This window comes from Solwaraspora sp. WMMD937 (genome assembly GCF_029581175.1).
Lineage (GTDB): Bacteria > Actinomycetota > Actinomycetes > Mycobacteriales > Micromonosporaceae > Micromonospora_E.
The window spans coordinates 2,906,462-2,933,035 of the sequence record NZ_CP120738.1 but is presented as its reverse complement, the minus strand read 5'-3'; the positions used below and the strand labels follow the sequence as shown (position 1 = coordinate 2,933,035).

At 72.1% G+C, this 26,574-nt stretch carries 25 protein-coding genes and 1 pseudogene; 17 read left to right on the top strand and 9 right to left on the bottom strand.

The genetic code is table 11. The features are described from left to right. Positions 1 to 18 precede the first annotated feature (18 nt). On the top strand, positions 19 to 570 hold the full coding sequence (locus O7621_RS12900) for an ATP/GTP-binding protein (protein WP_282234574.1): 552 nt from the start codon (positions 19 to 21) through the stop codon (positions 568 to 570). 21 nt (positions 571 to 591) lie between these two features. Then, the gene (locus tag O7621_RS12895; RefSeq protein ID WP_282234174.1) at positions 592 to 1,014 is read left to right on the top strand and encodes a hypothetical protein; all 423 of its coding nucleotides are present in this window, start codon (positions 592 to 594) and stop codon (positions 1,012 to 1,014) included. A gap of 45 nt (positions 1,015 to 1,059) precedes the next feature. Here the strand turns inward: O7621_RS12895 and O7621_RS12890 are convergent, their stop codons facing one another. Continuing rightward, positions 1,060 to 1,452 (bottom strand): cupin domain-containing protein, encoded by a 393-nt coding sequence (locus tag O7621_RS12890; RefSeq protein ID WP_282234173.1) that lies wholly within the window; start codon positions 1,450 to 1,452, stop codon positions 1,060 to 1,062. Positions 1,453 to 1,527: 75 nt separating this feature from the next. Continuing rightward, the gene (locus O7621_RS12885) at positions 1,528 to 2,118 is read right to left on the bottom strand and encodes a TMEM165/GDT1 family protein (RefSeq protein WP_282234172.1); all 591 of its coding nucleotides are present in this window, start codon (positions 2,116 to 2,118) and stop codon (positions 1,528 to 1,530) included. Between the two features lie 382 nt (positions 2,119 to 2,500). Here O7621_RS12885 and O7621_RS12880 point away from each other — a divergent pair, with 382 nt between their 5' ends. After that, positions 2,501 to 4,579 (top strand): Hsp70 family protein, encoded by a 2,079-nt coding sequence (locus O7621_RS12880; protein WP_282234171.1) that lies wholly within the window; start codon positions 2,501 to 2,503, stop codon positions 4,577 to 4,579. After that, positions 4,563 to 5,918 carry an Hsp70 family protein gene (locus O7621_RS12875; protein ID WP_282234170.1) on the top strand — a complete coding sequence of 452 codons (1,356 nt, stop codon included), beginning with the start codon at positions 4,563 to 4,565 and terminating at the stop codon, positions 5,916 to 5,918. Before O7621_RS12880 ends, O7621_RS12875 begins: the two co-directional genes overlap by 17 nt. Positions 5,919 to 6,001: 83 nt before the next feature. On the opposite strand, the gene O7621_RS12870 is transcribed toward O7621_RS12875, so the two are convergent. Both O7621_RS12870 and O7621_RS12865 read right to left on the bottom strand, forming a co-directional pair. Next, the gene (locus tag O7621_RS12870) at positions 6,002 to 6,922 is read right to left on the bottom strand and encodes a Gfo/Idh/MocA family oxidoreductase (protein ID WP_282234169.1); all 921 of its coding nucleotides are present in this window, start codon (positions 6,920 to 6,922) and stop codon (positions 6,002 to 6,004) included. A 28-nt stretch (positions 6,923 to 6,950) separates the two neighbouring features. Continuing rightward, positions 6,951 to 7,634 carry a hypothetical protein gene (locus O7621_RS12865; RefSeq protein ID WP_282234168.1) on the bottom strand — a complete coding sequence of 228 codons (684 nt, stop codon included), beginning with the start codon at positions 7,632 to 7,634 and terminating at the stop codon, positions 6,951 to 6,953. A 199-nt stretch (positions 7,635 to 7,833) separates the two neighbouring features. Here O7621_RS12865 and O7621_RS12860 point away from each other — a divergent pair, with 199 nt between their 5' ends. The 5 genes from O7621_RS12860 (at position 7,834) to O7621_RS12840 (ending at position 12,950) form a co-directional block, all read left to right on the top strand. Next, a complete protein-coding gene (locus tag O7621_RS12860; RefSeq protein ID WP_282234167.1) occupies positions 7,834 to 8,202 on the top strand; it encodes a hypothetical protein in 369 nt (122 codons plus the stop codon). Continuing rightward, entirely contained in the window at positions 8,195 to 8,659 is a 465-nt protein-coding gene (locus O7621_RS12855; protein WP_282234166.1) for a hypothetical protein, read from the top strand. Before O7621_RS12860 ends, O7621_RS12855 begins: the two co-directional genes overlap by 8 nt. 246 nt (positions 8,660 to 8,905) lie before the next feature. Continuing rightward, positions 8,906 to 9,928, top strand: a complete 1,023-nt coding sequence (locus O7621_RS12850) for a LacI family DNA-binding transcriptional regulator (RefSeq protein ID WP_282234165.1) — start codon at positions 8,906 to 8,908, stop codon at positions 9,926 to 9,928. Positions 9,929 to 10,007: 79 nt separating this feature from the next. Further along, positions 10,008 to 10,676, top strand: coding sequence for a DedA family protein (locus O7621_RS12845; RefSeq protein ID WP_282234164.1), 669 nt, complete (start codon positions 10,008 to 10,010; stop codon positions 10,674 to 10,676). 300 nt (positions 10,677 to 10,976) lie between these two features. After that, positions 10,977 to 12,950 (top strand): heavy metal translocating P-type ATPase, encoded by a 1,974-nt coding sequence (locus O7621_RS12840; RefSeq protein ID WP_348775315.1) that lies wholly within the window; start codon positions 10,977 to 10,979, stop codon positions 12,948 to 12,950. Positions 12,951 to 13,010: 60 nt separating this feature from the next. On the opposite strand, the gene O7621_RS12835 is transcribed toward O7621_RS12840, so the two are convergent. Together O7621_RS12835 and O7621_RS12830 are read right to left on the bottom strand one after the other, a co-directional pair. Further along, positions 13,011 to 14,384: a cellulose binding domain-containing protein gene (locus tag O7621_RS12835; protein WP_282234162.1), complete on the bottom strand. Its 1,374-nt coding sequence runs from the start codon at positions 14,382 to 14,384 to the stop codon at positions 13,011 to 13,013. 101 nt (positions 14,385 to 14,485) lie between these two features. Beyond that, positions 14,486 to 14,668, bottom strand: a pseudogene (locus O7621_RS12830) (DUF664 domain-containing protein); the annotation flags it as partial. A gap of 88 nt (positions 14,669 to 14,756) precedes the next feature. Between O7621_RS12830 and O7621_RS12825 the strand changes: the two are divergent. Then, entirely contained in the window at positions 14,757 to 15,752 is a 996-nt protein-coding gene (locus O7621_RS12825; RefSeq protein WP_282234161.1) for an aldo/keto reductase, read from the top strand. On the opposite strand, the gene O7621_RS12820 is transcribed toward O7621_RS12825, so the two are convergent. After that, positions 15,727 to 17,145: a carbohydrate-binding protein gene (locus tag O7621_RS12820; protein WP_282234160.1), complete on the bottom strand. Its 1,419-nt coding sequence runs from the start codon at positions 17,143 to 17,145 to the stop codon at positions 15,727 to 15,729. The genes O7621_RS12825 and O7621_RS12820 overlap by 26 nt on opposite strands. Before the next feature lie 370 nt (positions 17,146 to 17,515). On the opposite strand from O7621_RS12820, the gene O7621_RS12815 reads away from it, so the two are divergent. The 4 genes from O7621_RS12815 (at position 17,516) to O7621_RS12800 (ending at position 21,629) form a co-directional block, all read left to right on the top strand. Then, on the top strand, positions 17,516 to 18,304 hold the full coding sequence (locus tag O7621_RS12815; RefSeq protein WP_282234159.1) for a hypothetical protein: 789 nt from the start codon (positions 17,516 to 17,518) through the stop codon (positions 18,302 to 18,304). A 69-nt stretch (positions 18,305 to 18,373) separates the two neighbouring features. Further along, positions 18,374 to 19,540: a glutamate--cysteine ligase gene (locus O7621_RS12810; protein ID WP_282234158.1), complete on the top strand. Its 1,167-nt coding sequence runs from the start codon at positions 18,374 to 18,376 to the stop codon at positions 19,538 to 19,540. A gap of 1 nt (position 19,541) precedes the next feature. After that, positions 19,542 to 20,921: an FAD-dependent oxidoreductase gene (locus tag O7621_RS12805; RefSeq protein ID WP_282234157.1), complete on the top strand. Its 1,380-nt coding sequence runs from the start codon at positions 19,542 to 19,544 to the stop codon at positions 20,919 to 20,921. 63 nt (positions 20,922 to 20,984) lie between these two features. Then, a complete protein-coding gene (locus tag O7621_RS12800; RefSeq protein WP_282234156.1) occupies positions 20,985 to 21,629 on the top strand; it encodes a DUF1707 domain-containing protein in 645 nt (214 codons plus the stop codon). 10 nt (positions 21,630 to 21,639) lie between these two features. Here the strand turns inward: O7621_RS12800 and O7621_RS12795 are convergent, their stop codons facing one another. Together O7621_RS12795 and O7621_RS12790 are read right to left on the bottom strand one after the other, a co-directional pair. Continuing rightward, positions 21,640 to 22,524, bottom strand: coding sequence for a DNA-formamidopyrimidine glycosylase family protein (locus O7621_RS12795; RefSeq protein WP_282234155.1), 885 nt, complete (start codon positions 22,522 to 22,524; stop codon positions 21,640 to 21,642). A gap of 294 nt (positions 22,525 to 22,818) precedes the next feature. Then, a complete protein-coding gene (locus O7621_RS12790; protein WP_282234154.1) occupies positions 22,819 to 23,340 on the bottom strand; it encodes a MarR family transcriptional regulator in 522 nt (173 codons plus the stop codon). Positions 23,341 to 23,504: 164 nt separating this feature from the next. Between O7621_RS12790 and O7621_RS12785 the strand changes: the two genes are divergently transcribed. The 3 genes from O7621_RS12785 (at position 23,505) to rocD (ending at position 26,493) form a co-directional block, all read left to right on the top strand. Continuing rightward, the gene (locus O7621_RS12785) at positions 23,505 to 24,158 is read left to right on the top strand and encodes a hypothetical protein (protein WP_282234153.1); all 654 of its coding nucleotides are present in this window, start codon (positions 23,505 to 23,507) and stop codon (positions 24,156 to 24,158) included. A 311-nt stretch (positions 24,159 to 24,469) separates the two neighbouring features. Continuing rightward, positions 24,470 to 25,279: a dimethylargininase gene (gene ddaH / locus O7621_RS12780; protein ID WP_282234573.1), complete on the top strand. Its 810-nt coding sequence runs from the start codon at positions 24,470 to 24,472 to the stop codon at positions 25,277 to 25,279. Next, the gene (gene rocD, locus O7621_RS12775; protein WP_282234572.1) at positions 25,279 to 26,493 is read left to right on the top strand and encodes an ornithine--oxo-acid transaminase; all 1,215 of its coding nucleotides are present in this window, start codon (positions 25,279 to 25,281) and stop codon (positions 26,491 to 26,493) included. Before ddaH ends, rocD begins: the two co-directional genes overlap by 1 nt. Positions 26,494 to 26,574: the final 81 nt, after the last annotated feature.

The window sequence follows — 26,574 nt, the reverse complement described above, 5'->3', positions numbered from 1 at the left end:
GCACCCCGGACCGCTCCGATCCCGGTCAAGATCGTCGTGGCGGGTGGCTTCGGGGTCGGCAAGACCACCACCGTCGGGGCCATCTCCGAGATCGCCCCGCTCACCACCGAGGCGGAGATGACCACCGTCTCCGTCGGGGTCGACGACCCCGGCCCGGAGTCCGGCAAGACCACCACGACCGTCGCGATGGACTTCGGCTGTGTCACGATCGACCGGAGTCTGAAGCTGTACCTGTTCGGCACCCCGGGTCAGACCCGTTTCGGGTTCATGTGGGACGACCTGGCCCGAGGGGCGTTGGGCGCACTGGTCGTGGTGGACAGCTCACGCCTGGACGACTGCTATCCCGCCGTCGACTACTTCGAGCGGGCCGGGCTGCCGTTCGTGGTGGGAGTAAATACCTTCCACGGCCGCCTTGGTCATAGCATTGACGAGGTCAGGTGGGCGTTGGCGACCGGCCCGGCCGTTCCGGTCGTCGCGTACGACGCCCGCGACCGGCTGTCGGTCCGGGACGCCCTGCTGGTGGTCCTGGACCGGGCGCTGGACCGAGCGGTACGGAGTCAGCCATCCTGAGGTGGTAGCAGAGGAGGACAGATGCGTGGTGACCTGGACGACGCGCTCGCCCGGCTCGCCCGACGCGACCAGCTGCAGAAGCGGGTCAGCCAGGGCAACGACCGGACGGCGTCGGCGGCGCACGAGATCACTGCGGCGGTCCGGCAGGTGGTCGAGCGCCACCCTGGGTTGACCGCGACGGTCCACCTCACCGACGGCGGTCAGGCCGTTCAGCTCACCGTCGGCAACCGGGACGGCCGGGTGCAGGTGACGGTCGACGGCGGTACGCCTGCGGCGGGGCCGAACCCGCCGTCCGGCGACCCGGCGGCGCCCGGGGTGCCGACCGCCGGGCGCCCACCGGAGTGGCCGCCGCGCGGACAGCCCGCCCAGGACGGTCCGGCAGCCCGCCTGGCAGAGCTGATCCGACGCGATCCGTCACTGCTCAACGGGGCGACGGAGGGCTGAATCGACTCGTCGCCGGATGGTCGAGGTGTACGGCACAGGCCGCCGTCACGACGTGGGTGGCTCGTCCCGGCCGGACGCCTCCGCCGCGTCCGCCTCCTCCTTGGTGTGGTGCACCGCACCGTCGGCGTGCTCCGGCGGACCGTAGACGGTGTAGAGCACCAGTGGGTTGGGGCCGGTGTTGACGAAGTTGTGCTTGGTACCGGCCGGCACGGCGACCAGATCACCGGCGGCGACGGCCTGCCGCTCGCCGGCCACCAGCGCTTCGCCGACACCGCTGACGAAGGTGAGGATCTGGTCGATGTCCTCGTGGACCTCCTCGCCGATCTCACCGCCCGGCGGAATGGTCATGATCACAAGCTGGGAGTGCTCACCGGTCCAGAGCACCCGACGGAAATCGGGGCTCTGCTCAGCGACGGTGGCGATCGTGAAGTGCTGCATACCGCTCAACGTACCCAGGACCGGCCGTCGGTACGCGTGTTGCCGTGCTCACGGCCGGCATCGACGGGCGCCGGGTCAGCCGGCCAGTTCGACTACCGCCTCGACCAGCAGCCAGCAGCCGAACGCGAAGAACAGCGCGGCCGCCCCGTACGCGATCACCCGATCGGGAAGCCGCCGGCCGAGCAGCCGGCCCACCACGATGGCCAGCGCGTCGGCCGCGACCATGCCGAGTGTGGAGCCGAGCCAGGTGCCGAACCAACCGTGCCGGGTGGCCAACGTGATCGTCGCCAGCATCGTCTTGTCCCCCAGCTCGGCCAGGAAGAAGGCGGTGAACACGGCGATCACCGCCGTCCTGGTGGTCCGCTGCGCCCGGCGGGACTCCTCATCGGTGAGGGTGTCGCCGTGCAGCGTCCAGAAGCCGAACCCGATGAACGCCAGCGCGGCGGCCAGCGCGATCCAGCCGGTGGGCAGGGCCACGCCGAGGCCGTACCCGAGGGCGACCGACACCAGGTGCACGACGGCGGTGGCCGTAGTGATGCCGATCAGCACCGGCCAGGTCCGGAATCGGGTGGCGAAGGTCAACGCCATCAGCTGTGACTTGTCACCCAGCTCAGCGACGAAGATCACGCCGAAGCTGATCGCGGTCGCGGCAAGGAAGCCGTCCATGGTGCCTCTCATCCGGTCGGGGGCCGGATCGGGGCACGCGGACCTCGACCCGGCTGCTGCAGCCTGGGTCGAAGGTCTCGCCCACCCGACGTACTGCCGGGTCGCCGCGGCCGGGTGCGCAGCACCAGTGTGTCGACCGCGATGTTGGGAGCTACTCCCCTTCGCAGTCGCTGAGTCTAGCGGTTCCAGCAGCGACGATCGCGGTTGGTGACCGAACACACGGGGGCGGGTCCACCAACGCGACCAGTTTCCGTTACGTTCACCCCTGTCCGTGGCGTACCGCGCACATCGCCCAGGGTGGACGTGACGGCGGCACTCACGGACACTGTCCCGGAACTTCCAGGACGATCAATCGCCGAACTGCTGTGGTGAGGGCGGGAACATGACCGAGCCGATCCTGGTGGTCGATGTCGGCACCTCGGGCACCCGGGTGGCGCTGGTCGTCGCGGACCAGACGACCCTGGTCAAGGAACCGGCCAGCGGAGCGACCAGCTGGCCGTCGTCGGTGTGCCTGGCGGACGAGGGCTTCCTCGTCGGCACCCCGTCCGAGGTGCGTAAGCGGGCCATGCCGCGGCGGTACATCGACGGGCCGCGCCGGGCCGTCGACGCCCAGGCAGCCATGTGGCTGGAGCACCGGGAGGTCACCGGCGCCGAGGCGCTCACCGCGTACCTCACCGTGGTCGCCAACGAGGTTCGCCAACTGTACGGCGGCCAGATCGACCGGCTGACCCTGTCCGTGCCGGCGGACTACCTGCCCGGTGATCCCCGTCGGGACACGATGCTCGCCGTCGGTGCGGCCGCCGGGTTCCGCGACGTGGAGCTGATCGACAGCGCGGTGGCGGCGGCGCTGGACCCGACGACCGGCGACAACCTGCCGGCCGGCGCGCTGGTGCTGGTCTGTGACCTCGGCGCGACCTGGACCGTCGCGCTGGTGCAGGTGTACGGCAGCCACACCGTCCAGCTCGCTCAGCAGACCTGCCCGGCCGGGCAGGAGCTCGACGCGCTGCTCATCAACGACCTGCGCACCGAGGGGCGGGCCTGGCTGGAGCCGATGCTCGCCGCACCCGGTGACGCCGGGCTGCGCGCCTACCACGAGGCGATCGACTTCGCCCGCCGACTCAAACACCAACTGGTCGACGCCGACGAGGTGGTCGATCACCTCACCCCGCTCACGCCGCCGTACCGGCTGACCCGGGCCTGGCTGGACGCATTCGCCGAACCGGCGCTGCGCTGGCTGGTGGAGGGCGCCGCAGGTGTGCTGGGCGCGGTCGGCGCCGCACCGGCCGACCTGGCCGCGGTGGTCGTCGCCGGCGGCAACGCCTACCTGCCGGCGGTGCACACCACGTTGCGGTCCGGCCTCGGCATCATCGACGCCGGGTCGCCGGGGCCGCTGCGCTGCGGCCCGGACCCGGAGCTGGCGGTGCTGCGCGGTGCGGCCCGGTTCGCGGCCGGTGCCAGCGGTCGCACCGTCACCGCCGAGCCGCAGCGGTGGCGCACCGAGCCGACCTCGTGGGAGATCCCGGGCGGTAGGGCCCGGCTGCTGCGCTGGTGTGTACCGCCGGGCGAGCCCTACCCGGCCGGGGCGGTGCTCGCTCATATCCGTACCCCCGACGAGCGGGTCTTCGAGCTCACCGCCGCCCAGCACGGCCGGCAGTTGGGCCAGCAGGCGTACCCGGGCGACCTGGTCGGCCCGGTCCTGGTGGTGGCCACCGCGAAGGACGCGGTGGCCCTGCAGCGCCAGCCGCCACCCCGGCGGCGGCACCTGGAGTCGCCCGGTAGCTGGCTGCTCACCCCGGACCGCGAGCATCTGGTGGAGTGCGACCCGGCGGCCCGGCTGGTCCGGCTCCGGGCGATCGCCGACGACACGGTCCGCGCCGAGTTCCGTCCGGAGCACACCGCCGGCGCGCAGCCGACCGGCCGGGTGTTCGTCGACCCGGATGGCCGGCTGGCGGTGGTGGCCTGGGCCACGGACGGGTTCATCTCGGTGTGGGACATCGAGACCGGCAAGCTCAGCGCCCGGTTCCGCGATCCGGGCGAGCCGCACCGGGTGCTGATCGACGAGGCCGGATGGCGGGCGGCGGCCGAGGGCCGGGCGAAGGCGGTGGGCCGGTACCGGCGCATTGTGACGACCCTGTGGGACCTGCGTACCGGTAGCCAGATCGACCGGATCACCGACGACCAGTGGGAGCAGCGAATGCCGGAGTTCGCCGAGAACAGCCGGCGGGAAGGGTTCGGCACGGCTGCGGTCAGCGCCGACGGGCAGCTACGAGCCGCGGTCGCCGACGCGCTCGACGGCATCGCCGCGGTGGTCCTGCAGGACACGTCGACCGGGCAGGAGCTGTTCCGGGTGCTGGGTGGCACCGGGCAGCGGGTCCGGGTCGGGTTCAGCGCCGACAGCCGGCACCTGCTGGCCAACTGGGAGTCCAACGAGCGGAGCCTGATCGATGTCTGGGATGTCTGACCAGCCCGTCCTGGTGGTCGACTTCGGCACCTCCTCCTCCGCCGCGATGGTGGTCACCGGTGAGACCGGCGAGCTGGTACCGGACCCGGTCACCGGCGCGCCGACCTGGCCGTCGGCGGTGCACTGGGACGGCCAGAGCATGATTGTCGGCGCGTTGGCGGAGCGGCGGAAGCGGTCCGAGCCGACCGCGTACGCTGCCGAGTTCAAACGCGGCATGGCGGCCGATGTGCCGATGATGCTCGGCGACCGCCGGTTCCGGCCGATCGAGCAGGTCGCGGCGGTGCTGACCGCGCTGCGGGCGGAGGCCCAGCGGCGGTACGGCGCCCCGGTGCACCGCACGGTGGTGACGGTTCCGGCGTCGTACGGCCCGGACGACCCGCGCCGCGCGCAGATGATCGCCGCAGCCGAAGCGGCCGGTCTCGGCCCGGTCGAGCTGCTGCCGGAGCCGGTCGCGGCCGCGTTCGCCCCGGTCGCCGGCCCACCGCCGGTCCCCGGCGAGCTGGTGCTGGTCTACGACCTGGGCGGAGGCACCTTCGACACGGCGCTGGTGCGCATCGACGAACGCTGGCACGAGGTGCTCGGACACGCGGCGATCGACGACTGCGGCGGACGGGACATCGACGCGCTGCTTGCCGGACGGATTCACGCCGACGGCCAGCAATGGCTGGCGCCGCTGCTGGCCAGTGCCGCAGCCAGCCAGTCCGCCCCGGCCACGTTGCGGCTCGGCATGGCGGTCACCGACTTCGCGAACCGAATCAAGCACCAGCTCAGTGACACCCCGGCGGTGGAGGACTTCCTGCTGCCGGACACCCCGGCGTACCGGCTGACCCGAGCGGACCTGGCGCAGCTGGTGGCTCCGCTGCTGGACCGCACGATCGCCTGCTGCCGGCAGATGCTGGCCGCCGTCGGGGTGCCACCGGCCAGCATCGGATCGGTGCTGCTGGTCGGCGGCGGGGCCCGGATGCCGGCCGTGGCGCAGGCGGTACACGACGCTTTCCAGCGCCCGCTGCGTCAGGTGGAGGAGCCGGAACTGGCGACCGTGCACGGTGCCGCCCGGTGGCTGCCGCGCAGTGGCCCACGGACCATCCGCGCGTCGACGGAGACCACCGCGATGGTTCCGCTGTCGTTCGGCATCCCGGGCGGGTCCGCGCGGCTGCATCGCTGGCTGGTGGTGCCGGGCCAGCCGTATCCGGCGGGCACCCCGCTGGCCCGGGTCCGGCTGCCCGGCGGCGCGCTGTGGGATCTGGTGGCCGCGACGCCGGGCACCCTCGACCGGCTGCTGGTGCCGCCCAGCGCCGAGGTCGCCAGCCACCAGTGGCTGGCGCTGGCCACCGGCTGAGGCGACGGGTCAGCGGGCGGTGATCAGCCGGAACAGGGTGAGCCACTGCTCCGGCCAGTGGCAGGCCAGCCGGCGGGGATCGCTCAGGCGACCGGTCTTCCAGCCGGGACGTCGATGATGCGCTGCTCGACCCGGGCGGTGTCGGCGGCGGCCAGGACGGCCACCACCTGCCGGCCGAACCGGACGTCGCAGGGGTGTCCGGGCCGGCCGGCGGTGACCTGCCCGAGCAGCGCGTCGACGGCCGCGTGGAACGCCTGCCCGGTGGTCACGTCCCGGTGCGGCACCGGCACGATCCCAGGCTCACCGAAGAACGTGACGTCGAAGGTCTTCGCCGCCACCGGGCCGTCCAGATTGAGCGACAGCGTGCTGGTGGCCCCGCCGGTGTGCCGCAGCAACAGGTGCACCCCGCCGGCCGGGCCGGGCATCGCGGCGACCCGGGCGACCGGGCCGAGCACCGGCAGCACCACCGACAGCGCGTGCGGGCCGATGTCCCACAGCCCGCCGTAGACGCGCCGCCAGGGCGAGGCACCGTACGGGTTGCCGGGCTCGGAAATGGCCGCGAACAGCGCTCCCCGGGCGCCGTGCCAGGCACCGTCGGCCGACCGGCCCAGGAAGTCGATCATGGCCGGGTTGAACCGGCTGGTGAAGAAGACCACCGAGGCGACGTCCCGCCGGTCGACCGCCGCGACGATCCGGTCGGCGTCCGGCAGGGTCAACGCCAACGGCTTGTCCAGCAGCAGGTGCCGGCCGGCGTCGGCGGCGCGGACCGCGATCCCGGCCTGCACGTCGGGCGGCAGGGCGACGGCGACCGCGTCGACGTCGGCGAGCAGCGCGTCCACGTCCTGGTACGGCGCGACGCCGTACCGCTGCGCCAGCGCCGTGGCCTTCGCCCGGTCCCGTCCCCAGACCCCGACCAGCTCCGCGCCGGGGTGTGTGGCGAGCCCGGCCGCGTGGGTCTCGGCCGCCCAGTGCCCGGTGCCGAACAGACCGAACCGCAATGTCATCGCCGCGTTTCCCTTCGTAGGCCGGAGTTCAGTGTGACCGCTCGGCCCGGTCGGCGACGTAGCGGGCCTCCTCGGCGTCGGCTGCGGCGGCCGCCGCCTCCTCGGCCAGCGCGGCAGCGCTCAGCTCGGCGATGTAGGCCGCTTCCACGGCCCGACGCGCGGCGGCGGCGACCACGTCGTACTCCCGGCGGGCCGCCTGGTCGCGGACGCGGTGCCGGTCGACGGTTCGGTCGGCCCGGTCGGCCGCCGTCGGATCCGGCGGCGCGCCACCGGCCCGCCGCCACACCGTACGCAGTTGCTGCACCGAGATGTCGCCCCGGCGGTACGCGGTGAGCGCGGCTCGGCTGACGTCGCGGCCGTGCTCGGCGGGCAGCGGCGCACCGGTGCCGACGGCCGCTGGCCGGTCCTCCTGGTCGGCGAGCAACGCCTGCTGATAGGCCCGGCCGGCGGTTTCCTGCCGCTGCCAGGCGTCGTCGCGGGCCAGCTCAGCGGCGGCCGCCCGATCGCGCAGCTGGTCGGCGGCGGTCCGGGCGTTGTCGGCCGCGACGGCGATGGCCTGCGCCTCTACGGCGAGTTCGTCGGCTTCGACCCGCAGCGCCCGCCGGTCGGCCGGGTGCTCCGCCGTACGGGCGGCCAACGCGGCCAGTGCGAGCAGGGCGAGCAGGACGAGACAGCTGGCGATCAGGAGGCCCCAGATGCCGACGCCAACCACCACACCCTCCCCAGGGTGGATCGGACCGTCCCGGACTGACTATAGACTCCGGCTGATACCGAGAGCCACCGTCTGGACACTGCGGATCGAAGCGCCGGCCATCAATCCTCGGCGACCCGCGGGACGCACCTCGGCGGGTCGGATAGCTGGTGAGTAGGGTGTTCGGCGTGACTGTGGCAGCTGAGCCGGTGGTGCGGCGGTGAACGGGCCGATCGCCGCCGTGGTCATCGTCGGCGCGCTGGCCGTCGCTGGCTGGGCGCTGCTCTGCGCGGCGTTGGACCGGCCGCCGGGTCTGATCCAGTACGGCGGGCTGGCGGTGGTCGAGGTCGCCCTGCTCGCACTGACCGTGGCCGCCGTGGTGGCGCTGGTCGGTGGGGAGCGTCCCGGTGAACCACCGGTCTTCGCCGGCTACCTGATCACCACGCTCAGCCTGCCGCCGATGGCGGGGGTGCTGGGTCGGATGGAGCCGACCCGGTGGGGCTCGTTGACCGTCGGCGTCTTCGCCCTGGTGATCCCGGTGCTGGTGGTCCGGCTGCAGCAGACCTGGACGGTGGTCGGCGGTGGCTGACCCGACGTCGACGGACGGCCGGACGGCGCGCACCGAGCGGACAGCGCGGACCCGCAGCGGGCCGGGCCGGGTGCTGATCGGCGTCTACATCCTCTTCGCGATCGCCGCCTCGTCCCGGGCCGGCGTGCAGATAGCCACCCGGTTCGGCGAGGCGCCGGTGGCGTATCTGCTCTCCGCCTTCGCCGCGGTGGTGTACCTGGTGGCGGCCGCCGGACTGATCATCGATGGCCTGGTCGGCCGGCGGATCGCGTACGGCTGCTGCACGGTGGAGCTGGTCGGCGTACTCGGCATCGGCGCGGCGAGTCTCGCGGTGCCGGCGGCGTTCCCGGACGAGACAGTCTGGTCGGGCTTTGGCAGCGGGTACGGCTACATCCCGCTGGTGCTGCCGGTGATCGGGCTGCTGTGGCTGCGTCGCAGCCGAACCTCGGCCGATCCGGAGGCTGACACAACGGCGTAGTTCGGCCACCGGCGCTCGGGCCGGCTCGGCCACCTGCCGTCCGGCGTCCGGTGTGGAACTGTCGTTGATGTCGGTATCCCGACAGTGGACGGTCGATGCATCGCAGCTCAGCGCCGGACGGTATGCGCTACGTCCTGGATGTCCGAACTGGTGGACCATCGCGCTCCGTACCTGGTCTGTAATCATCGTCCCGGGTCCGTGACCGGCACCCCTCGGGTCGGGAGCAAGTGAAGAGGGCGATGAACGATGGCGACCATCTATGACGTTGCGCGGAAAGCGGAGGTCTCCCCAGCTACCGTCTCCCGGGTCGTCAACGGCCACACCAACGTGGATCCCGCGCTGGCGGACCGGGTCCGGCGGGCGATGCGCGAGCTGGACTACCGGCCCAACGCGGTGGCCCGCAACCTGCGCCGCAGCCGGACCACGTTGTGGGCGGTGGTGATCAGCGACATCGGCAACCCGTTCTTCACCGCCCTGGTCCGCGGCGTCGAGGACCTCGCCCAGCAGGCCGGCTACTCGGTCGTGCTGTGCAACACCGACGAGGATCCGGCCAAGGAAAGCCGCTACCTGAACGCCGTCCTCGCCGAACAGGTCGCCGGGGTGATCATCGCCCCGTCCGGGCCGGCCGCCGATCTGGGGCAGCTCACCGCCGCCCGGGTACCGGTGGTGGTGGTCGACCGGCAACTGCACGGCAGTCTGATCGACACCGTACTGGTGGACAACGAGCACGGCGCCCGGCTGGCCACCACGCACCTGCTCGACTCGGGCTACCGGCGGATCGCCTGCATCACCGGGCGACGTGGCGTCTGGACCGCCTGCCGACGGCTGGGTGGCTACCAGCGGGCACTGGCCGATGCCGGGCAGCCGTACCAGGAGGAGCTGGTCCGCCATGCCGATTTCCGCTCCGACGGCGGCTACCGGGCGATGACGGAGCTGCTGCGGCTACGACCGCGACCGGATGCGCTGTTCGCGGCGAACAATCTGATGACCGTCGGTGCGGTGGAGTGCCTGGTCGACCAGGGCATCGCGGTGCCGGCGGAGATGGGTGTGGTCGGCTTCGACGACCTGCCGTGGGCACATCTGGTTCGGCCTGCGTTGACCACCTTGACCCAGCCGACGTACCAGTTGGGCGAGACCGCCGCCCAGCTGCTCATCGAGCGGATCGCCGACCCCGACCGGGCCGCGACCACCGTCACCCTGCCCACCAAGCTGCAGGTCCGGGAGAGCTCGGTACGTCGCCGGCCGCCAGCGGTCGTTGAATCCGGGTGAGGCGTATCCGGTCGTTGAGCAGGTGTAGCGCTGTAGGCCGCCGGGTACCGGATGGGCTTACCGCAACGCAGGGAGCACCATGGCAGTCACCGTCGACACCCCGCAGGACCAGGTCGGTGGGCTGACCGGTTGGGTGGCTGACGTCATCGCCCGGCTGGGCGAGATCGGGGTCGGCCTGCTGGTGGCGTTGGAGAGCGTCGTCCCGCCGATCCCCAGCGAGGTGGTGCTGGCGATGGCCGGCTACCTGGCCAGCCAGGACCGGGTGAATCTGGTCGGGGTCTGGGTCGGGGCGACGATCGGCTCACTGGCCGGCGCGTTGCTGCTCTACTGGCTGGGCGCGGCGATCGGCGAGGCACGACTGCGACGCTGGTTGGACAAGGTGCCGCTGGTCGATCTGGAAGACCTGGACAAGGCCGACCGCTGGTTCGACCGGTACGGGCGGTGGGCGGTGCTGTTCGGCCGGATGGTGCCGGTCGTGCGCAGCCTGGTCTCGGTGCCGGCCGGCGCCGACCGGATGCCGTTGACCCGGTTCAGCGCCTTCACCACGCTGGGCAGCGGGGTATGGAACGCGCTGTTCGTCGGTGCCGGGTTCGCGCTCGGCTCACAGTGGCAGCAGGTCGAGCGGTACAGCCGCTGGTTCGACGTGGGGGTCTTCGTACTGCTCGGCGGACTGGTCGTCTACTGGGTGGTCAACCAGGTCCGGCGTCGCCGCCGTCGGACTGCGGCCGGCCCCCGACCGTTGCCCTGATGCCAGGAACGGTTCGGCCGACGAGCCGCCGGCGCTGTCGATAAGCCCCCGGCCGACCGGCTCAGCGCCACCCGACGGGACGAGGGACCCGTCCAGCCTCGATGCCACAGGTGCATCTTGATGCACCTGTGGCATCAGACCCGCGGAGACACCTCGAGTTCCCCGGAGCCGCGAGGTTCATGAACCCCTTGCGGATATACCCCTAGGGGGTATTGTGACGGCGTGGAAACGGACGGAACCCGAAACGACGAGCACACCGGCCACGGTGGCCACGACAAGCACGCGGGGCACGACCCGGAGATGTTCCGCCGCAGGTTCTGGCTGAGTCTCGCGCTGACCGTACCGGTCGTGGTCACCAGTCATATGGTGATGGACTGGTTCGGCTACTCGCTGAGTTTTCCCGGGATGTCCCTGGTCGGCCCGGTGCTCGGCTCGGTGGTGTTCTTCTACGGCGGCTGGCCGTTCCTGGTCGGCGGGGTACACGAGGTCCGAGACCGTGCCCCCGGCATGATGCTGCTGATCTCGATGGCGATCACCGTCGCCTACCTGGCCTCACTGGCCACCAGCGTCGGTGCCTTCGACCTGGACTTCTGGTGGGAGCTGGCGGCGCTGGTGGCCATCATGCTGCTCGGCCACTGGCAGGAGATGAAGGCGATCGGCCAGGCGCAGGGCGCGCTGTCCGCGTTGGCCGCGCTGCTGCCCGACGAGACGGAACGGGTCGCCGACGACGGACAGGTCCAGCAGGTCACGGTGGCCGACCTGCGAGCCGGCGATCTGGTCCTGGTGCGCTCCGGTGCCCGGGTACCCGCCGACGGGCGGATCACCGACGGCGAAGCCGAGCTGGACGAGTCGATGATCACCGGAGAGTCCCGGCCGGTGCACCGGCGCGTCGGAGACCAGGTGGTGGCCGGCACCGTCGCGACCGACTCGGCGATCCGGGTACGGGTCGAGGCCGTCGGCGAGGACACCGCCCTGGCCGGCATCCAACGCCTCGTCGCACAGGCTCAGGCCTCCAGCGGCCGGGCCCAGATGCTGGCCGACCGGTTCGCCGCCCTGTTGTTCTACGTCGCGATGACCGCCGCCGTGCTGACCTTCGCCGCCTGGTGGGCGCTCGGCAGTCTCGACGACTCCGTGGTACGGACGGTCACCGTACTGGTGATCGCCTGCCCGCACGCCCTCGGCCTGGCGATCCCCCTGGTGATCGCGTTGTCGACGGCCGTGGCGGCCAAGGCCGGGATCCTGGTCAAGAACCGGCTGGCCCTGGAGCGGATGCGCACCGTCGACGCGGTGCTGTTCGACAAGACCGGCACCCTGACCAGGGGCGCGCACACCGTCACCGGGGTCGCGGCGGCCCCCGGGCACACCGAGGACGACGTACTGCGACTGGCCGCAGCGGTGGAAACCGACAGCGAGCACCCACTGGCCCGCGCCATCGTGGCCGCCGCCACCGAACGGGGTCCGACGAGCGCCGCAACCGACTTCCGGTCGTTGACCGGCCGGGGCGTGCAGGCAAACGTGGATGGCACTCAGTACGCCGTCGGCGGCCCGGCGCTGCTGGGCGAACTCGACGCCTCGGTCCCGCCGGAGCTGACCACCACGACCGAGGGCTGGTCGCAGCGTGGTGCCGCCGTACTGCATCTGCTGCGGCTCGGCGGCGGCCGCGCCGAGGTGCTCGGCGCTGTCGGGCTGTCCGACGAGGTCCGGCCCGAGGCCCGGCAGGCGATCGCCGAACTGCGCCGACAGGGCATCGGCAAGATCATGATGATCACCGGTGACGCCCGGCCGGTCGCCGAGGCGGTCGCCGCCGATCTCGGCTTCCGGTCCGGCGTGGACGAGGTCTTCGCCGAGGTGCTGCCCGCCGACAAGGACAAGACGGTGGCGGACCTGCAGGCCCGGGGGCTGACCGTGGCGATGGTCGGCGACGGCGTCAACGACGCACCGGCGCTGGCCCGTGCCGACGTCGGCATCGCGATCGGGGCCGGCACCGACGTCGCGATCGAGTCCGCCGGAGTCGTTCTCGCCTCGTCCGACCCGCGCGGGGTCACCGGGGTGATCCGGCTGTCGAAGGCCTCCTACCGCAAGATGCTGCAGAACCTGGGCTGGGCCGCCGGCTACAACGTCGTCGCGATCCCACTCGCCGCCGGCGTGCTTGCCTGGGCCGGGCTGACGTTGAGCCCGGCGGTCGGGGCGATCCTGATGTCCGCGTCCACCATCGTGGTCGCCCTCAACGCGCAACTGCTCCGCCGGGTGCGGCTCGCCCCGGACGAGCGGTAGCGGCGGGTGGCCGGGCCGGTCGTCCGGCCCGGCCACCCGCACGGGTGGCCGGGCCGCCGGTCAGGGCAGCGTCGCCAGGTGCGGCTTGACGGTCCGGGCGAACCCGTTGCCGTTGGTCACGTCCCAGTTGATCGACCAGGTCATCGCACCCCGGATGCCGGGGTAGGTGCGCGGCGGCCGGAAGCTGCCGCAGCTGGTGCCCCGGGCCAGGCAGTCGAGTGCCTGGTTGACCATTGTCGGGGCGACGATCCCGCCGCCGGCCGCTCCCGGGCCGGCGGGCAGGCCGAGGGCCACCTGGTCGGGGCGCAGGCCCGCTTCCAGTTGCAGGCAGGCCAGTGCGGTCATGAAGTTGACCGTGCCCTGGCTGTAGGCGAACGCCTGGTCGCAGCCGAGCATCGACCCGGAGTTGTAGAACTGGGTGTGCACCACGGTCAGGATGTCGCGGATGTCCAGCGCCAGTTTGAAGTACGACACCGACGGTGACTGCATGTCGATGGTCTGTGGAGCCATCGTGATGATCAGCCCCGGCCCGGTTCGGCTGCGCAGCGCGCGCATCGCCTGCGCCATGTAGGTCGGGTTGAGCCCGTTCTCCAGGTCGATGTCGACACCGTCGAAGCCATAGTCCTGGATCAGCCGGTGCAGGCTGTCGGCGAGCGCCGTGGCGGACGCGGGGTCGTTGACCGCGACCCGGCCGGTCTCCCCGCCGATCGAGATGATCACCTTCTTGCCGCGCTGGTGCAGGGTGGCGACGTCAGCCTTGAACTGACCGTCGGTGTAGCCGCCGAGCGAGGCGGACAGACCCGGGTCGATGCCGAAGCTGACCGCGCCGGGGGTGCTGGTGGCCTCGGCGAAGGCGACCGCGATCAGGTCGTACTCGGCCGGCACGTCGCGTAGCCGCAGCTCGACGGCCGGGTTGTCGAAGTTGTGCCAATAGCCGGTGAGGAAGTGCTCCGGCAGCCCGTCGTCGGTCGGCGGCGGCGTGGGAGGTGGGGCCGTCGTCGGGGGCGCGGTGGTGGGCGGGGCCGTGGTCGGCGGCGGCTGGCCGCCGCAGGGCGCACCGTTGAGGGTGCAGTTGGTCGGGCTGCCCGGCCCGCTGCCGAGGAATCCGAACGAGACCGACGCGCCTGGCGCGAGGTGGCCGTTCCAGCTGCGGTTGGTGAAGGTGAACCGCTGCCCGGAGACGTTGAGCAGGGCGTCCCAGTAGGTGCCGACCGTGGTGCCGGCCGGCAGGTCGAAGGCGACGGTCCAGGCGGTGATGGCGGTGGCGCCGCCGTTGGCGACGGTGACCTTGCCTTCCCAGCCGCTGCCCCAGTCGGAGGTTTTCACGAAGGTCGCGGTGGGGCCGGCGGCCAGGGCCGGGCCGGCCGCCCAGATCACCCCTGCGGCGGCGAGGACCGCGGCCAGCACCGGGGCGGCTATCCGTACGGGTTTCATCGACATCCCTCCCTCGAAGCACCAGTGCGGCAATTATTAAGACTCTTAACAGTTTTGTAAACACCTCGGCCGAGGTCGACGCGGCGGGCGGCGGGCGCGTACTACTCGTTGACGAGCTGCTCGCGGAGGATGTCCGCGTGCCCACAGTGCTGGGCAAGCTCGCGCAGCACGTGCAGGCACACCCAACGCAGCGGAAGCGGACCTCGCCGGTTGCCCTGCAGAACGTCGTCCAGCTCCAGAGACGACGTCGCCCGGCGGGACGCTTCGCAGGCTTCGTGGTGTGCGTTGACACCGGCGGCGGCTGGGTGACGACCTGGTCCGGGAACGCCTCACCCGGGAACCGGCCACCGCCAGTGAACGTACCGTCCCCCAGTGGATCTCGGTTGCGCCGACCTGCTTCTAGTTGAGACCACTGGCAGACGCGTAGACGCCGACGCGGGCGGCTGCCGCTGCCGCAAGGGCCGGCGCGACGCCGTGCTGATCTCGACCAAGAGTGGCCTGCCGACCGGCGACGGACCGAACGACGCGGGAACCTCACACACGCGGCTCATCCGGTCGGTCGACGCGGCGCTGCGCCGGCTCGGCACCGACCACATCGATCTGTTCCAGCTGCACGCCTTCGACGCCGCGACGCCCGTCGACGAGGTCGTCGCGACCCTCGACGACCTGGTACGCGTACGCGACGGGAAGCTCCGCTACCTCGGCGTCTCCAACTTCGCCGGCTGGCAGCTGATGAAGTCCCTCGCCGCAGCCGACCGGGACCACCGCCGCCGGTACGTGGCTCACCAGGTCTACTACTCACTCGTCGGCCGGGACTACGAGTGGGAACTCCTGCCCCTGGGCCTCGACCAGGGCGTCGGAGCCGTCGTGTGGAGCCCGCTCGGCTGGGGACGACTCACCGGTCGGATCCGCCGCGACACACCACCACCGCCCACCAGCCGGCTGCACGCAACCGCCACCTACGGTCCACCGGTCGACGACGAGTACGTGTTCCACGTCGTGGACGTCCTCGAGGAGCTGTCCCGCGAGACCGGCCGGGCGGTGCCGCAGATCGCGGTCAACTGGCTGCTGCAACGACCCACCGTGGCCACCGTCATCATCGGAGCCCGCAACGAGGAGCAACTCCGGCAGAGCATCGGCGCTGTCGGCTGGTCGCCCACTCCCGAACAGACGGCCCGGCTCGACCACGCCAGCAGCCGTACCGCCCCGTACCCGTACTTTCCCTACCAGCGGCAGGAGGGCTTCGCCAGGCTGAACCCTTCGCCGCTCGCGCCCATCGCGGGCCAGGGGAGCCCGGCTCGGCCCACCGAAGCGGGTCGACCGGCCGGGCTCCCCGTCGGGGTCAGCGGCGGAAGTGGAACCAGTTGACGTTGACGAAGTCGTTCGGCTGGCCGCTGCTGAAGGTCAGGTAGACCGTCTGCCGGCCGGTCACCCCGGAGACGTTGCCGGGCACCGTACGCCAGGTCTGCCAACCGCCGGTGTCACCGACGGCGAAGCTGCCGATCGGCGCGGCGGTCGGGCTGCCGATGCGGACCTGGACCAGGCCGCTGACCCCGGCACCGGCGCCGGAGGCGACCCTGGCGACGAAGTCACGCGGCGGCGTCGATCCGAAGTCGACGTTGTCGTAACGCGCCCAGTCGCCGTTGGCCAGCCAGCCGATGTTCTGGCCGCCCTCACTGCACGCCTCGGTCCCGACCCCGTTCTGGGCGTTGAACGCCTCGGCCTGGATCGCGGCGTACGCGTTCACCCCACCGCCGGGCGGCGGGGTGGTCGGCGGCGGTGGGGTGGTCGGCGGCGGGTTCGACCCGCCGCGGGTGTAGACCGCGACGTAGTCGACCAGCATCGGTACGCCGGAGACGGTGTTCGCCGTCGGCGTGGTGGAGCCGGCGACCCCGTTCGGGAAGGCACCGCCCATCGCCACGTTGAGCAGGATGAAGTAGCCGGCGTGGGTGGTCATGTTGGACCAGTGCGGCTCGGGGATCTGCCCCTGGGTGACCGTGTGGTAGTGCTGTCCGTCGACGTACCACCGCAGTTGCTGCGGGCTGGCGCTGGCGTCCCACTCGAAGCGGTAGGTGTGGAACGCCGACTGGCAGGAGGCGCCGGGGCAGGGCCGGGATCCGCCGATGCCGTTGAACTCGTCGCACGGTCCGCCCGGGGCGACACCGCAGTGCAGTACGCCCCACACGTTGTTCAGCCCGTTGACGTTCTCCATCACGTCGAACTCGCCGATCGCCGGCCAGTTCTGGTAGTTGCCCCGGTACGGCGAGCCGAGCGCCCAGAACGCCGGCCAGTAGCCGGAGGCGGCGGCCCCGGTCACGTTGGGCACCTGGATCCGGCCTTCGATCGCCATCACACCACCGGACGGTGGCTTGAAGTTGCTGCGTACCGTCTCGATCCGGGCCGAGGTCCAGTTGCCGGCGCCGTCGCGGATCGGGGTGATCCGCAGGTTGCCGTTGCCGTCGTGCCGGACGTTGGCGGTGCTGTTGGTGTAGGTCTGGATCTCGCCGGTGCCCCACTGCGGCGGACCGCCGGGGTAGCTGGTGCCGGTGTCGATGATCCAGTTGGCCGATGAGGGCAGGGTGTTCGCGGCGCCGGTGAAGTCGTCGCTCCAGACCAGGTCCCAGCCGCTGGGGGTGGGCGGGATCGCGGCGTTGGCGTGCGCGGTGACCGAGGTGATGACGGCGGTCGCGGTGAGCGCCGCTGCGGCGGCGACGATCCGGGTACGGATGCGGCGACGAGGGCGTCGCGGGGGTGAGTTCATCACTGGCCTCTCTGCTGGGGTGTGGGCCGGTCACGGCCTGCTGGGGATGGCCGGTCGCCGATTCTTGGTCCGGGTCGGGGCAGATGCCGTCGACCGGCTGAGAGCGTTTTCTCCGGTGTGGTTGTCGATCTTCGGTCTTTGGACATCAGGACTGATGGGGACGGTCGGGGAGCACTCAACTCGTTTGGGAGAGCGCTCTCCGGATTTGTACGTCTCCAGGCCGGACTTGTCAACCGATGTCGATGTCGCAACCGGCGTGGAGACTGGCTCTGAACCCGTCCGGCCAGGCCGGGCAGCTCGTAAAGTCAGGTAAATCCCTGCATAGCAGTGGATAAGGAGACAGGGTGCGCGTGTCGCATGGAGGAGTCCGGTGAACGGCTGGTTCGAGCAGACCATCGTCTCGACCGGGCGGCTGCCGCTGTTCTGTTTCTTCGTCGGCGTCGTCCTCGGCTTCGCGTTCATCCGCTTCTCGGTCCGGATGATCCGGGCCCAGGTGCGCTGGTGGCCCGGCAACGTCACCCGGGGCGACCTGCACATCCACCACGTCGTCTTCGGGGTGGTCTTCATGCTGGTCGCCGGGGTCGCCGGGCTGGCGATCCCGGTGGAGACGACCTTGTGGCGAGCGGTGGCGGCCGCGCTGTTCGGCGTCGGCGCCGCGCTGGTGCTCGACGAGTTCGCCCTGCTGCTGCATCTGAGTGACGTCTACTGGTCGGAGCGCGGCCGCACCTCGATCGACGCGGTCTTCGTCGCGATCGCCGTCTCCGGGCTGCTGCTGCTCGGCCTGCGACCACTGGGAGCCAACGAATTCCTCACCGGCGAGACCGACCCGGCACAGTTCGCCGGTGCCGCGCTCATCGTGATCAACCTGGTGCTGGCGGCGATCACCCTGCTCAAGGGCAAGATCTGGACCGGGCTGCTGGGACTGTTCCTGCCGGTCCTGCTGATCGTCGGCGCGCTGCGGCTGGCCCGGCCGCACGCGCCCTGGGCACGCTGGTTCTACCGCGGCGAGAGCCGCTGGGCCGAGTGGCGGCGAGCCAGGTCCGCCGACCGCGAGCGCCGCTACCGGCAACCGATCATCCTGGCCAAGATCCGGGTCCAGGAGTTGATCGCCGGTCGGCACGACGTGCCGCTGCCCCGGCCACCCCGCCGCGAACGCTGAGCCGACCGGCGCGGCGGGCGGCACCGCAAAGCCGTACCGCCGGGTCGCGCGAAGGCGCAGGATGGCCCGATGACCAGCAGTACTGTCGCCGCCGAGCCGGCCCGGCACCGGCCCGACGCGCTGACCGTCGGTGTGGAGGAGGAGTTCCTGCTCGTCGACCGCCGGTCGGGCGCCGCCGCACCGGCGGTCGCGGCGGTGCTCGCCGAGATCCCGCCGGAGCTGCGCGGGCAGGTGCAGCGGGAGTTCCAGACCAGCCAGATCGAAATCGGCAGTCCACCCGGCCTGGACCTACGGGCACTGCGGCGCACGCTCGGGACGCTGCGCGGCGGGGTCGCCGACGCCGCCGATCGGGCCGGTGTCCGGCTGCTCGCCGTCGGCACCGCACCGGTCGCCGGACCGCGGCCCGACGTGGTCGACGTGGTCGACGTGGTCGACGACCCACGCTTCCACCGGATCGTCGAACGGTACGGCAGGCTGCTGCCCGGCCCGGGTACCAACGGGCTGCACGTGCACGTCGCGGTCCCGGACCAGCAGGTCGGCGTACAGGTGCTCAACCACCTCCGCCCGTGGCTGCCGGTGCTGCAGGCGGCGACCGCCAACTCGCCGTTCTTCCACGGCACCGACACCGGATACGCCAGTTGGCGGTCGGTGATGTGGCAGCGTTGGCCGGCGGTTACCCCGGCCCCACGGTTACGCTCGTACGAGCACTACCGGTCGCTGGTCGACGACCTGACCACCGCCGGTCTCATCCTTGACGAAGGGATGCTCCACTGGCACGCCCGGCTGTCGGCGCACTACCCCACCGTCGAGGTCCGCATCGGCGACGTCTGCCCGAGCCTGGACGACACGATCCTGCTCGCCGCACTGGTCCGCGGTCTGGTCGGCACCGCGCTCACCGCGGTGGAACAGGACCGGCCACCGGTCGACGTGGAGCATCATGTGCTGGTCGCCGCCCACTGGCGGGCCGCGCACGACGGGCTGGAGGGGCAGGCCGTCGACCTGATCACCGGGGCACCCGCGTTGCGTCCCGGCTGGCATCTGCTGCGCCGGCTGGTCGACACCGTCCGCCCCGAGCTCGACCGGCACGGCGACGTCGCGCTGGTGGACTCGCTGCTGGGCCGGCTGCGGGCCCGGGGCACCGGGGCGGCCCGGCAGCGGGCCGTGCACGCCGGCAGCGGCGACCTGGGCGCCGTGGTGGACTACCTGGCCGCGCAGACCCGACTGGAGACGATGTGAAATGACGCAACGGATGGTGGTGATCGGTGGTGACGCAGCCGGTATGTCGGCCGCGTCTCAGGCCCGGCAACTGCGTGGCCCCGACGAGCTGAGCATCGTCGCGTTCGAGCGGGGCCGGTTCACCTCGTACTCGGCCTGCGGAATCCCGTACTGGATCTCCGGCCTGGTCGACGACCCACAGGAGCTGATCGTCCGCGACCCGGAGACGTTCCGCCGCGACCACCACATCGACGTGCGCATCCGGCACGAGGTCACCCGGATCGACCTGGCCGCGCGGGAGGTGGTGGCCACGTCGTTCGGCGACGGCGGGCGGGAGGTCCGCGAGCCGTTCGACACCCTGGTGTACGCCACCGGAGCGGCGCCGGCGCAGCCGCCGTGGGCGGGCAACGCCGCCTCCGGCGTGTTCGGGGTGCAGACCCTCGACGACGGCGCGGCGCTACGGGACTGGCTCGACCAGGAACCGGTGCCGCGCCGAGCGGTGGTGGTCGGCGGCGGGTACATCGGGGTGGAAATGGCCGAGGCGTTGATCCGGCGTGGCCTGGCGGTGACGCTGGTGGAGCGCAGCCCACAGCCGATGTCCACTGTCGACCCGGATATGGGGGCGCTGGTCCGCTCGGCGCTGGTCGGGCTCGGCATCGACGTGCGTACCGGCGTGTCAGTCACCGGCCTGCACGAACGCGACGGGCGGGTCTGCGAGGTGCTGACCGACGCCGGCGCGGTGCCGGCCGACGTCGTGGTGCTGGGTCTGGGCGTACGGCCGAACACCGGGCTCGCCGAGCAGGCCGGCCTGCCGATCGGCGTCACTGGCGGGGTCCGTACCGATCTGCAGATGCGGGTGGTCGGGGTGCCCGACGTGTGGGCGGCCGGTGACTGCGTCGAGACCTTCCACCGGGTCAGCGGCCAGCCGGTGCACATCCCACTGGGTACCCACGCCAACAAGCAGGGCCGGGTGGCCGGAATCAACATCGGCGGCAGCTACGCCACCTTCCCCGGCGTGATCGGCACCGCGATCACCAAGGTCTGTGACCTGGAGGTGGCCCGCACCGGGCTGCTCGAACGCGAGGCGGCGAAAGCCGGGTACGCCTATGTGAGCGCCACCGTGGAGTCGAACAACCGGGCCGGCTACTTTCCCGGTGCCGCACCGATGACCATCAAACTGATCGCCGAGCAGCACACCGGGCAGCTGCTGGGTGGTCAGATCGTCGGCACCTCGGAGGCCGCGAAGCGGATCGACGTGCTGTCCGTCGCGGTGTGGAACCGGATGTCGGTAGCCGAGATGACCGCCCTCGACCTGGGCTACGCCCCGCCGTACTCGCCGGTCTGGGATCCAGTGCTGGTCGCCGCCCGGCGGGCCAACAACGCCGTCGCCGAGACCCCGTGAGCCGGCGCCCGCCGGACCGGGCGGGTGGCGGTTGCCGTTGGGCGTGGCCGTTAGGCTTGGCGGGTGGACCCGGCGACCCACCCCAGCGACGATCACTTACGCGTCTCCGACGCCGAGCGGGAGCAGGTGGTGGAGCTGCTCGGCCAGGCGACCGCGGAAGGCCGGCTGACCCTCGACGAGTACGCCGACCGGGCCACCGAGGCGCATCAGGCCAAGACCCGGGGTGAGCTGGCCCGGCTCACCGCCGACCTGCCCACCGAGTCGTCGGGTGGGCTGCCGGCCGCCGCCGGACCGGGTGCGCTGGCGGCGCGCTATCCGGCGTACCAGGCGGTGCCGGGCGGCGGCGCGACGCCGCCCGCCCCGGTGGAGCGGATGGTGGCGATTTTCGGTGACGAGGTGCGCAAGGGACACTGGCTGGTGCCGGACCGGCTGGAGGCACGGGCGGTCTTCGGCGACTGCAAGATCGAGCTGCAGGACGCCCAGATCCAGCATCAGGTGACCACTATCGAGGCGGCTGCCATCTTCGGCTCGGTCACCGTGTACGTGCCGGAAGGGGTCGACGTCCGGATGACCGGCACGGCGGTGTTCGGCGACAAGAAGTCGAAGCTGACCGCACCGCCCCGGCCCGGCGCCCCGATCATCCAGGTGGGCTGCAACGTGATCTTCGGTTCGGTCGTGGTGCGGCCGCCGAAGCGCAAATGGTGGTGACGACGGCGGCTCAGCCCGGTTGGCAGGTCGGGCACCAGTAGGTGTTCCGGGCGGCCAGCACCCCGGCGGCCACGGTGGCGCCGCAGCACAGGCAGGGTTGGCCGGCGCGCCGGTAGACGTACACCTCGCCACCGTGCCGGTCGTTGCGCGGCGCCCGGCCCATCGCCTCGGGCAGGTGCTCGTCGCGTACGGTGTCGATCCGGCCCCGGCGCACCCCGATCCGCATCAGGGTGACCAGGTCGGCCCAGATCCGCTGCCACTGGTCGGCGGTCAGCCGCCGACCCGGCGTACTCGGCGCGATCCCGGCCCGGAACAGCACCTCGGTGGCGTAGACCAGGCCGACCCCGGCGACGATCGTCTGGTCGAGCAGCAGCGCGCCGAGCGGTCTGGCGCTGCGCCGGATTCGGCCGCCGGCAGTGTGCGGGTCGGCGTCGTCGCGCAGCGGATCGGCACCGAGCCGGTCGCGCAGGGCGTCGGCCTCCGCCTCGGTGAGCAGTTCGCAGGCGGCCGGTCCGCGCAGGTCCAGCCAGTGCTGTCGGTCCGTCGCGCCGGCTGTCGCGGGCGGCCCGCTGGCGGGCGATCCGTCGGCTGTCACTGCCGGCCCGCCGACCAGCCGCAGCCGGATCTGCCCGACCGGTGCCGGCGGCTGTCCCGGCCCGTCGGCGACGGTGCCGTAGAGGCCCAGGTGCACGTGCAGGATGCCGCCGCCCGGACCGCCCCGGTAGTGGTGCAGCAGGTGTTTGCCGTACGCCTCGGTGGCGGCCAGGGTGGCGCCGGTGAGCCGGGCGGCGCCAGCGGTGAACCGACCCTGCGGGCTGGTCGCGACGACCCGCGCTCCGCCGAGTACGGCGTCGTGGTGGGCGGCCAGCCGGTGGATGGTGTGGCCTTCGGGCATGGCAGCAGAGCCTATCGGCCGCAGCCGTCTTGACCATGATCAGACCCGGCTGATTGCATGTGAGTCAACTGTCGATCACCTGACGATTACCTGTTGATCGACGGCGGCGACCTCGTCGCCGGAGACCTGGTCGCCAGCTCGATGCTGGGCCTGCCCGGCAGCCGGCCGGCCGATGCTGGCCCTCGGCCCGGCGACGCTGCACGTCGGGCACGGCGGCCCGCTCGACCCGCGCCGGGTCGCCCGCTGGGCGGCAAGGGAGGGAAGCAGCTCAGCCGGTTGGCCGGGCGCGGCCGACTAGCCCGTCGTCGGGCCGGCGTCGGAACCGATCAGTAGCTTGCCGATCAGGCCGACCAGCTGGTTCCGTTCGTCGGCGGTCAGGCGCTCGAAGAACCGGGTCTCGAGGGTCGCCGCGTCGGTCGCGATCGTCGCGAGGGCCGCCCGACCGGCCGGACTGATGGTGACGATGTACGCCCGCCGGTTGGTCGGATTGCGCTGCCGGGTGACCAGGCCGGCGCGTTCCAGCGCGTCGACCGTGCCGACCATCGTGGTCCGGTCTGTCCGTAACCCGTCGCTGAGCTCCTGTTGGGAGCGGGGACCGGTGGCGTCGAGCATGCCGAGCACCAGGAACTGGGTGAGGTTACGGCCGGTACGCGCGGCGGCGGCCTCACCGATGCGGGTCGCGGCAGCCCCGGCGCGGCAGAGACCGACGATGTGCCGTCGCCACAGCAGCTGACGGAAGTAGTCCGTGGGCTCCGGCGGACCGTCGGGACCGCGCGTTCCATGATCCGCTTCCGGTCCTGCTGGCCGCACCGTCACCGCTACTCCCGCCCATGATCGGAACCTGACCGCCCGAGGGTATCGCCACCCGCTTGACCGTGACTGGTGTGGCGGACCGGACATCCGGGTACTGCAAGCCGACAACCGTCGGAGACCCCCGCGCAGCCGCAGTGCGGTCCGGCGTACCGATAAGGAGGTCTGTCATGGTCAGGATTCCCTCGCTGTCCCGGCGCACGGAGCCGACGCGGTCGGCGGACGGCCCGCCACCGACCGGCGGTACCTCCACGACCGCGACCGGCACGGCCGACGCCGCAGAGGCCGACAGGACGCGGGCCGGCAGGACGCGGGCCGACAGGACGCGGGCCGACACGACCCGAGCCGACACGACCCGAGCCGACACGACCCGGACCGGCACCCGGGACGGGGTCACCGACCCGGCCACCCGGCCGACGGCGCCGAGACCGCGCCCCGAGCCGCCCGCCCGGGAGGGCAGCGACCCCCGGCCGGCTCCCCCGCCGGCACCGGCCGGCCCCCGGCCCCGGGCCAGCCTGCTGGCCACGGTCAGCCTGATCACCGGGGTCACCGGCGCGTTGTTCGTGCTGTCCGGGCCGCTGGCACCGTACGGCATCGCGATCGGGGTGGTCGCCCTCGCCACCGGCCTCGGCGGGATCTCGGCGACGGCCCGCCGGCACATCGCCGGCCGGACCGAGGCGCTGATGGGCATCGTCCTCGCCCTCGGGACGATGATCGTCGGCAGCCTGGCGCTGACCGGCGCGCTGAGCTGGTTGACCACCGAGACCGACATGGTGCAGCAGGTACGGCAGTGGCTTGACTCACAGTTTGTCGGAATCTTCTGACGGGCAATCGTGACGTCGGGACGGTGGTTCACCGCCCGCAGGGGCCTGGCAGCGGTGGTTCACCGCAAGAGGGCCGACCCGGTGGTTCACCGGGCACCGCATCTTCGGGGGGCGACGGCGTGGTCGCCCCCCGAAAGCAGGTGTACGCAACAAAACACACGTCGCACCCGGCGACGACGCAACGATTCGCCGCTACAAGCAACTCTTGACAATGGTTTCTGCGGGTCTCAGCCCTTAGCGTGGAGGGCAAGCGCCAGCCCACGGCCACCGCCGAGGCGCGCCTTCGACCCTCAGGAGCCAGTCGCATGACGATGCACGCCACCCGCCGGCAGTACCTGATGTGCCGGCCGACGTACTTCGCCGTGGAATACGCGATCAACCCGTGGATGGACCCGGCCCGCCCCGTCGACCGGGAGCTGGCGATCGCGCAATGGGACCAGCTGCGCCGGACGTACCTGGAACTAGGGCACACGGTCGACGAGATCGAGCCGCTACCCGGTCTGCCCGACATGGTGTTCGCCGCCAACGGCGCCACCGTCATCGACGACCGGGCGCTGGCCGTGCAGTTCCGCGAGCCGCAACGGGCCGACGAGGCACCCGCCTACCGCGACTGGCTGGAGCAGGCCGGCTTCCCGGTGCACGAGGCCAAACACGTCAACGAAGGCGAAGGCGACTTCCTGGTGGTCGGCGACTATCTGCTGGCCGGCACCGGGTTCCGCACCTCGCACGCCGCGCACGCCCACGCCCAGGAGGTGTTCGGCCGTCCGGTGGTCACCCTGCAACTGGTCGACCCGTGCTTCTACCACCTCGACACCGCGCTCGCCGTGATCGACGAGCGAACCATCGCGTACCTGCCGGAAGCGTTCTCCCCCGGCAGCCAGGCGGTACTGCGCCGGCTGTTCCCGGACGCCGTCACGGCCAGCCTGGCCGACGCCGCCGCGTTCGGCCTCAACGCGGTCAGCGACGGCCGACACGTCGTGCTACCGGTGCAGGCCGATGGGCTGGCGGCGGCGCTGCGCGAACGCGGCTACCACCCGATCGGGGTCGACCTGTCCGAGCTACGCAAGGCCGGCGGCGGCCCGAAATGCTGCACCCTGGAGCTGAGGGGGTCGAGCCGATGATCGTCGACGGGATGCTGCGGACACCGGGGGCGGTACGGGACGCACAACGCTGGACCGCGCACAACTACCACCCGCTACCGGTGGTGATCAGCGAGGCCGCCGGCGCCTGGGTCACCGACGTCGACGGCCGACGCTACCTCGACTGCCTGGCCGGCTACTCGGCACTCAACTTCGGCCACCGGCATCCGACGTTGACCGCCGCCGCGCACGCCCAGCTGGACCGGCTCACCCTGACCAGCCGGGCGTTCACCCACGACCGGTTCGCCGACTTCTGCCGCGAGCTGGCCGAGCTGTGCGGCAAGGACATGGTGCTGCCGATGAACACCGGCGCCGAGGCGGTGGAGACCGCGATCAAGGTCGCCCGCAAGTGGGGCTACCAGGTCAAGGGCGTACCGGACGGCCAGGCGACCATCATCGTGGCCGACGGCAACTTCCACGGCCGGACCACGACGATCGTCAGCTTCTCCACCGACGCCGAGGCCCGCGCCGACTTCGGGCCGTACACCCCGGGGTTCACCATCGTGCCGTACGGCGACCTCGCCGCGCTGGCCGACGCGATCGACGAGACCTGCGTCGCGGTGCTGCTGGAGCCGATCCAGGGCGAGCAGGGCGTGGTGGTGCCGCCGGACGGCTACCTGACCGGGGTACGCGACCTGTGCACCCGCAACGACGTGCTGTTGCTCGCCGACGAGATCCAGTCCGGCCTGGGCCGCACCGGGGCGACGTTCGCCTGCGACCACGAGGGCGTGGTGCCGGACATGTACGTACTGGGCAAGGCGCTCGGCGGCGGCATCGTGCCGGTGTCGGCGGTGGTCGCCGACCGGCCGGTGCTCGGCGTGCTGCGCGCCGGCGAGCACGGCTCGACGTTCGGCGGCAACGCCCTCGCCTGCGCGGTCGCCACCGAGGTGGTCCGGCTGCTGGCCACCGGCGAGTACCAGCGTCGCTCGGCCCAGCTGGGGGCCCGGCTGCATGCCGGGCTCGACGCGCTGCGCGACGACGGCCGGCTGCTCGCCGTCCGCGGTCGCGGGCTGTGGGCCGGACTGGACCTGGCCCCGCGGCGGATGACCGGTCGGCAGGCCTGCGAACGGCTCGCCGAGCGGGGCGTACTGACGAAGGACACCCACGGTGCGACGATCCGGCTGGCCCCGCCGCTGGTCGTCGACGAGGCCGACGTGGACTTTGCCATCGAACAGCTTTTCCACGTGCTGCGCTGAGCGCACCGGCCGGCCGGGGGGCGATGCGCCGCCCGGCCGGAAGCCGGTCGTCCGGCGGTACGGGCAGGGTCGGGAGTCAGG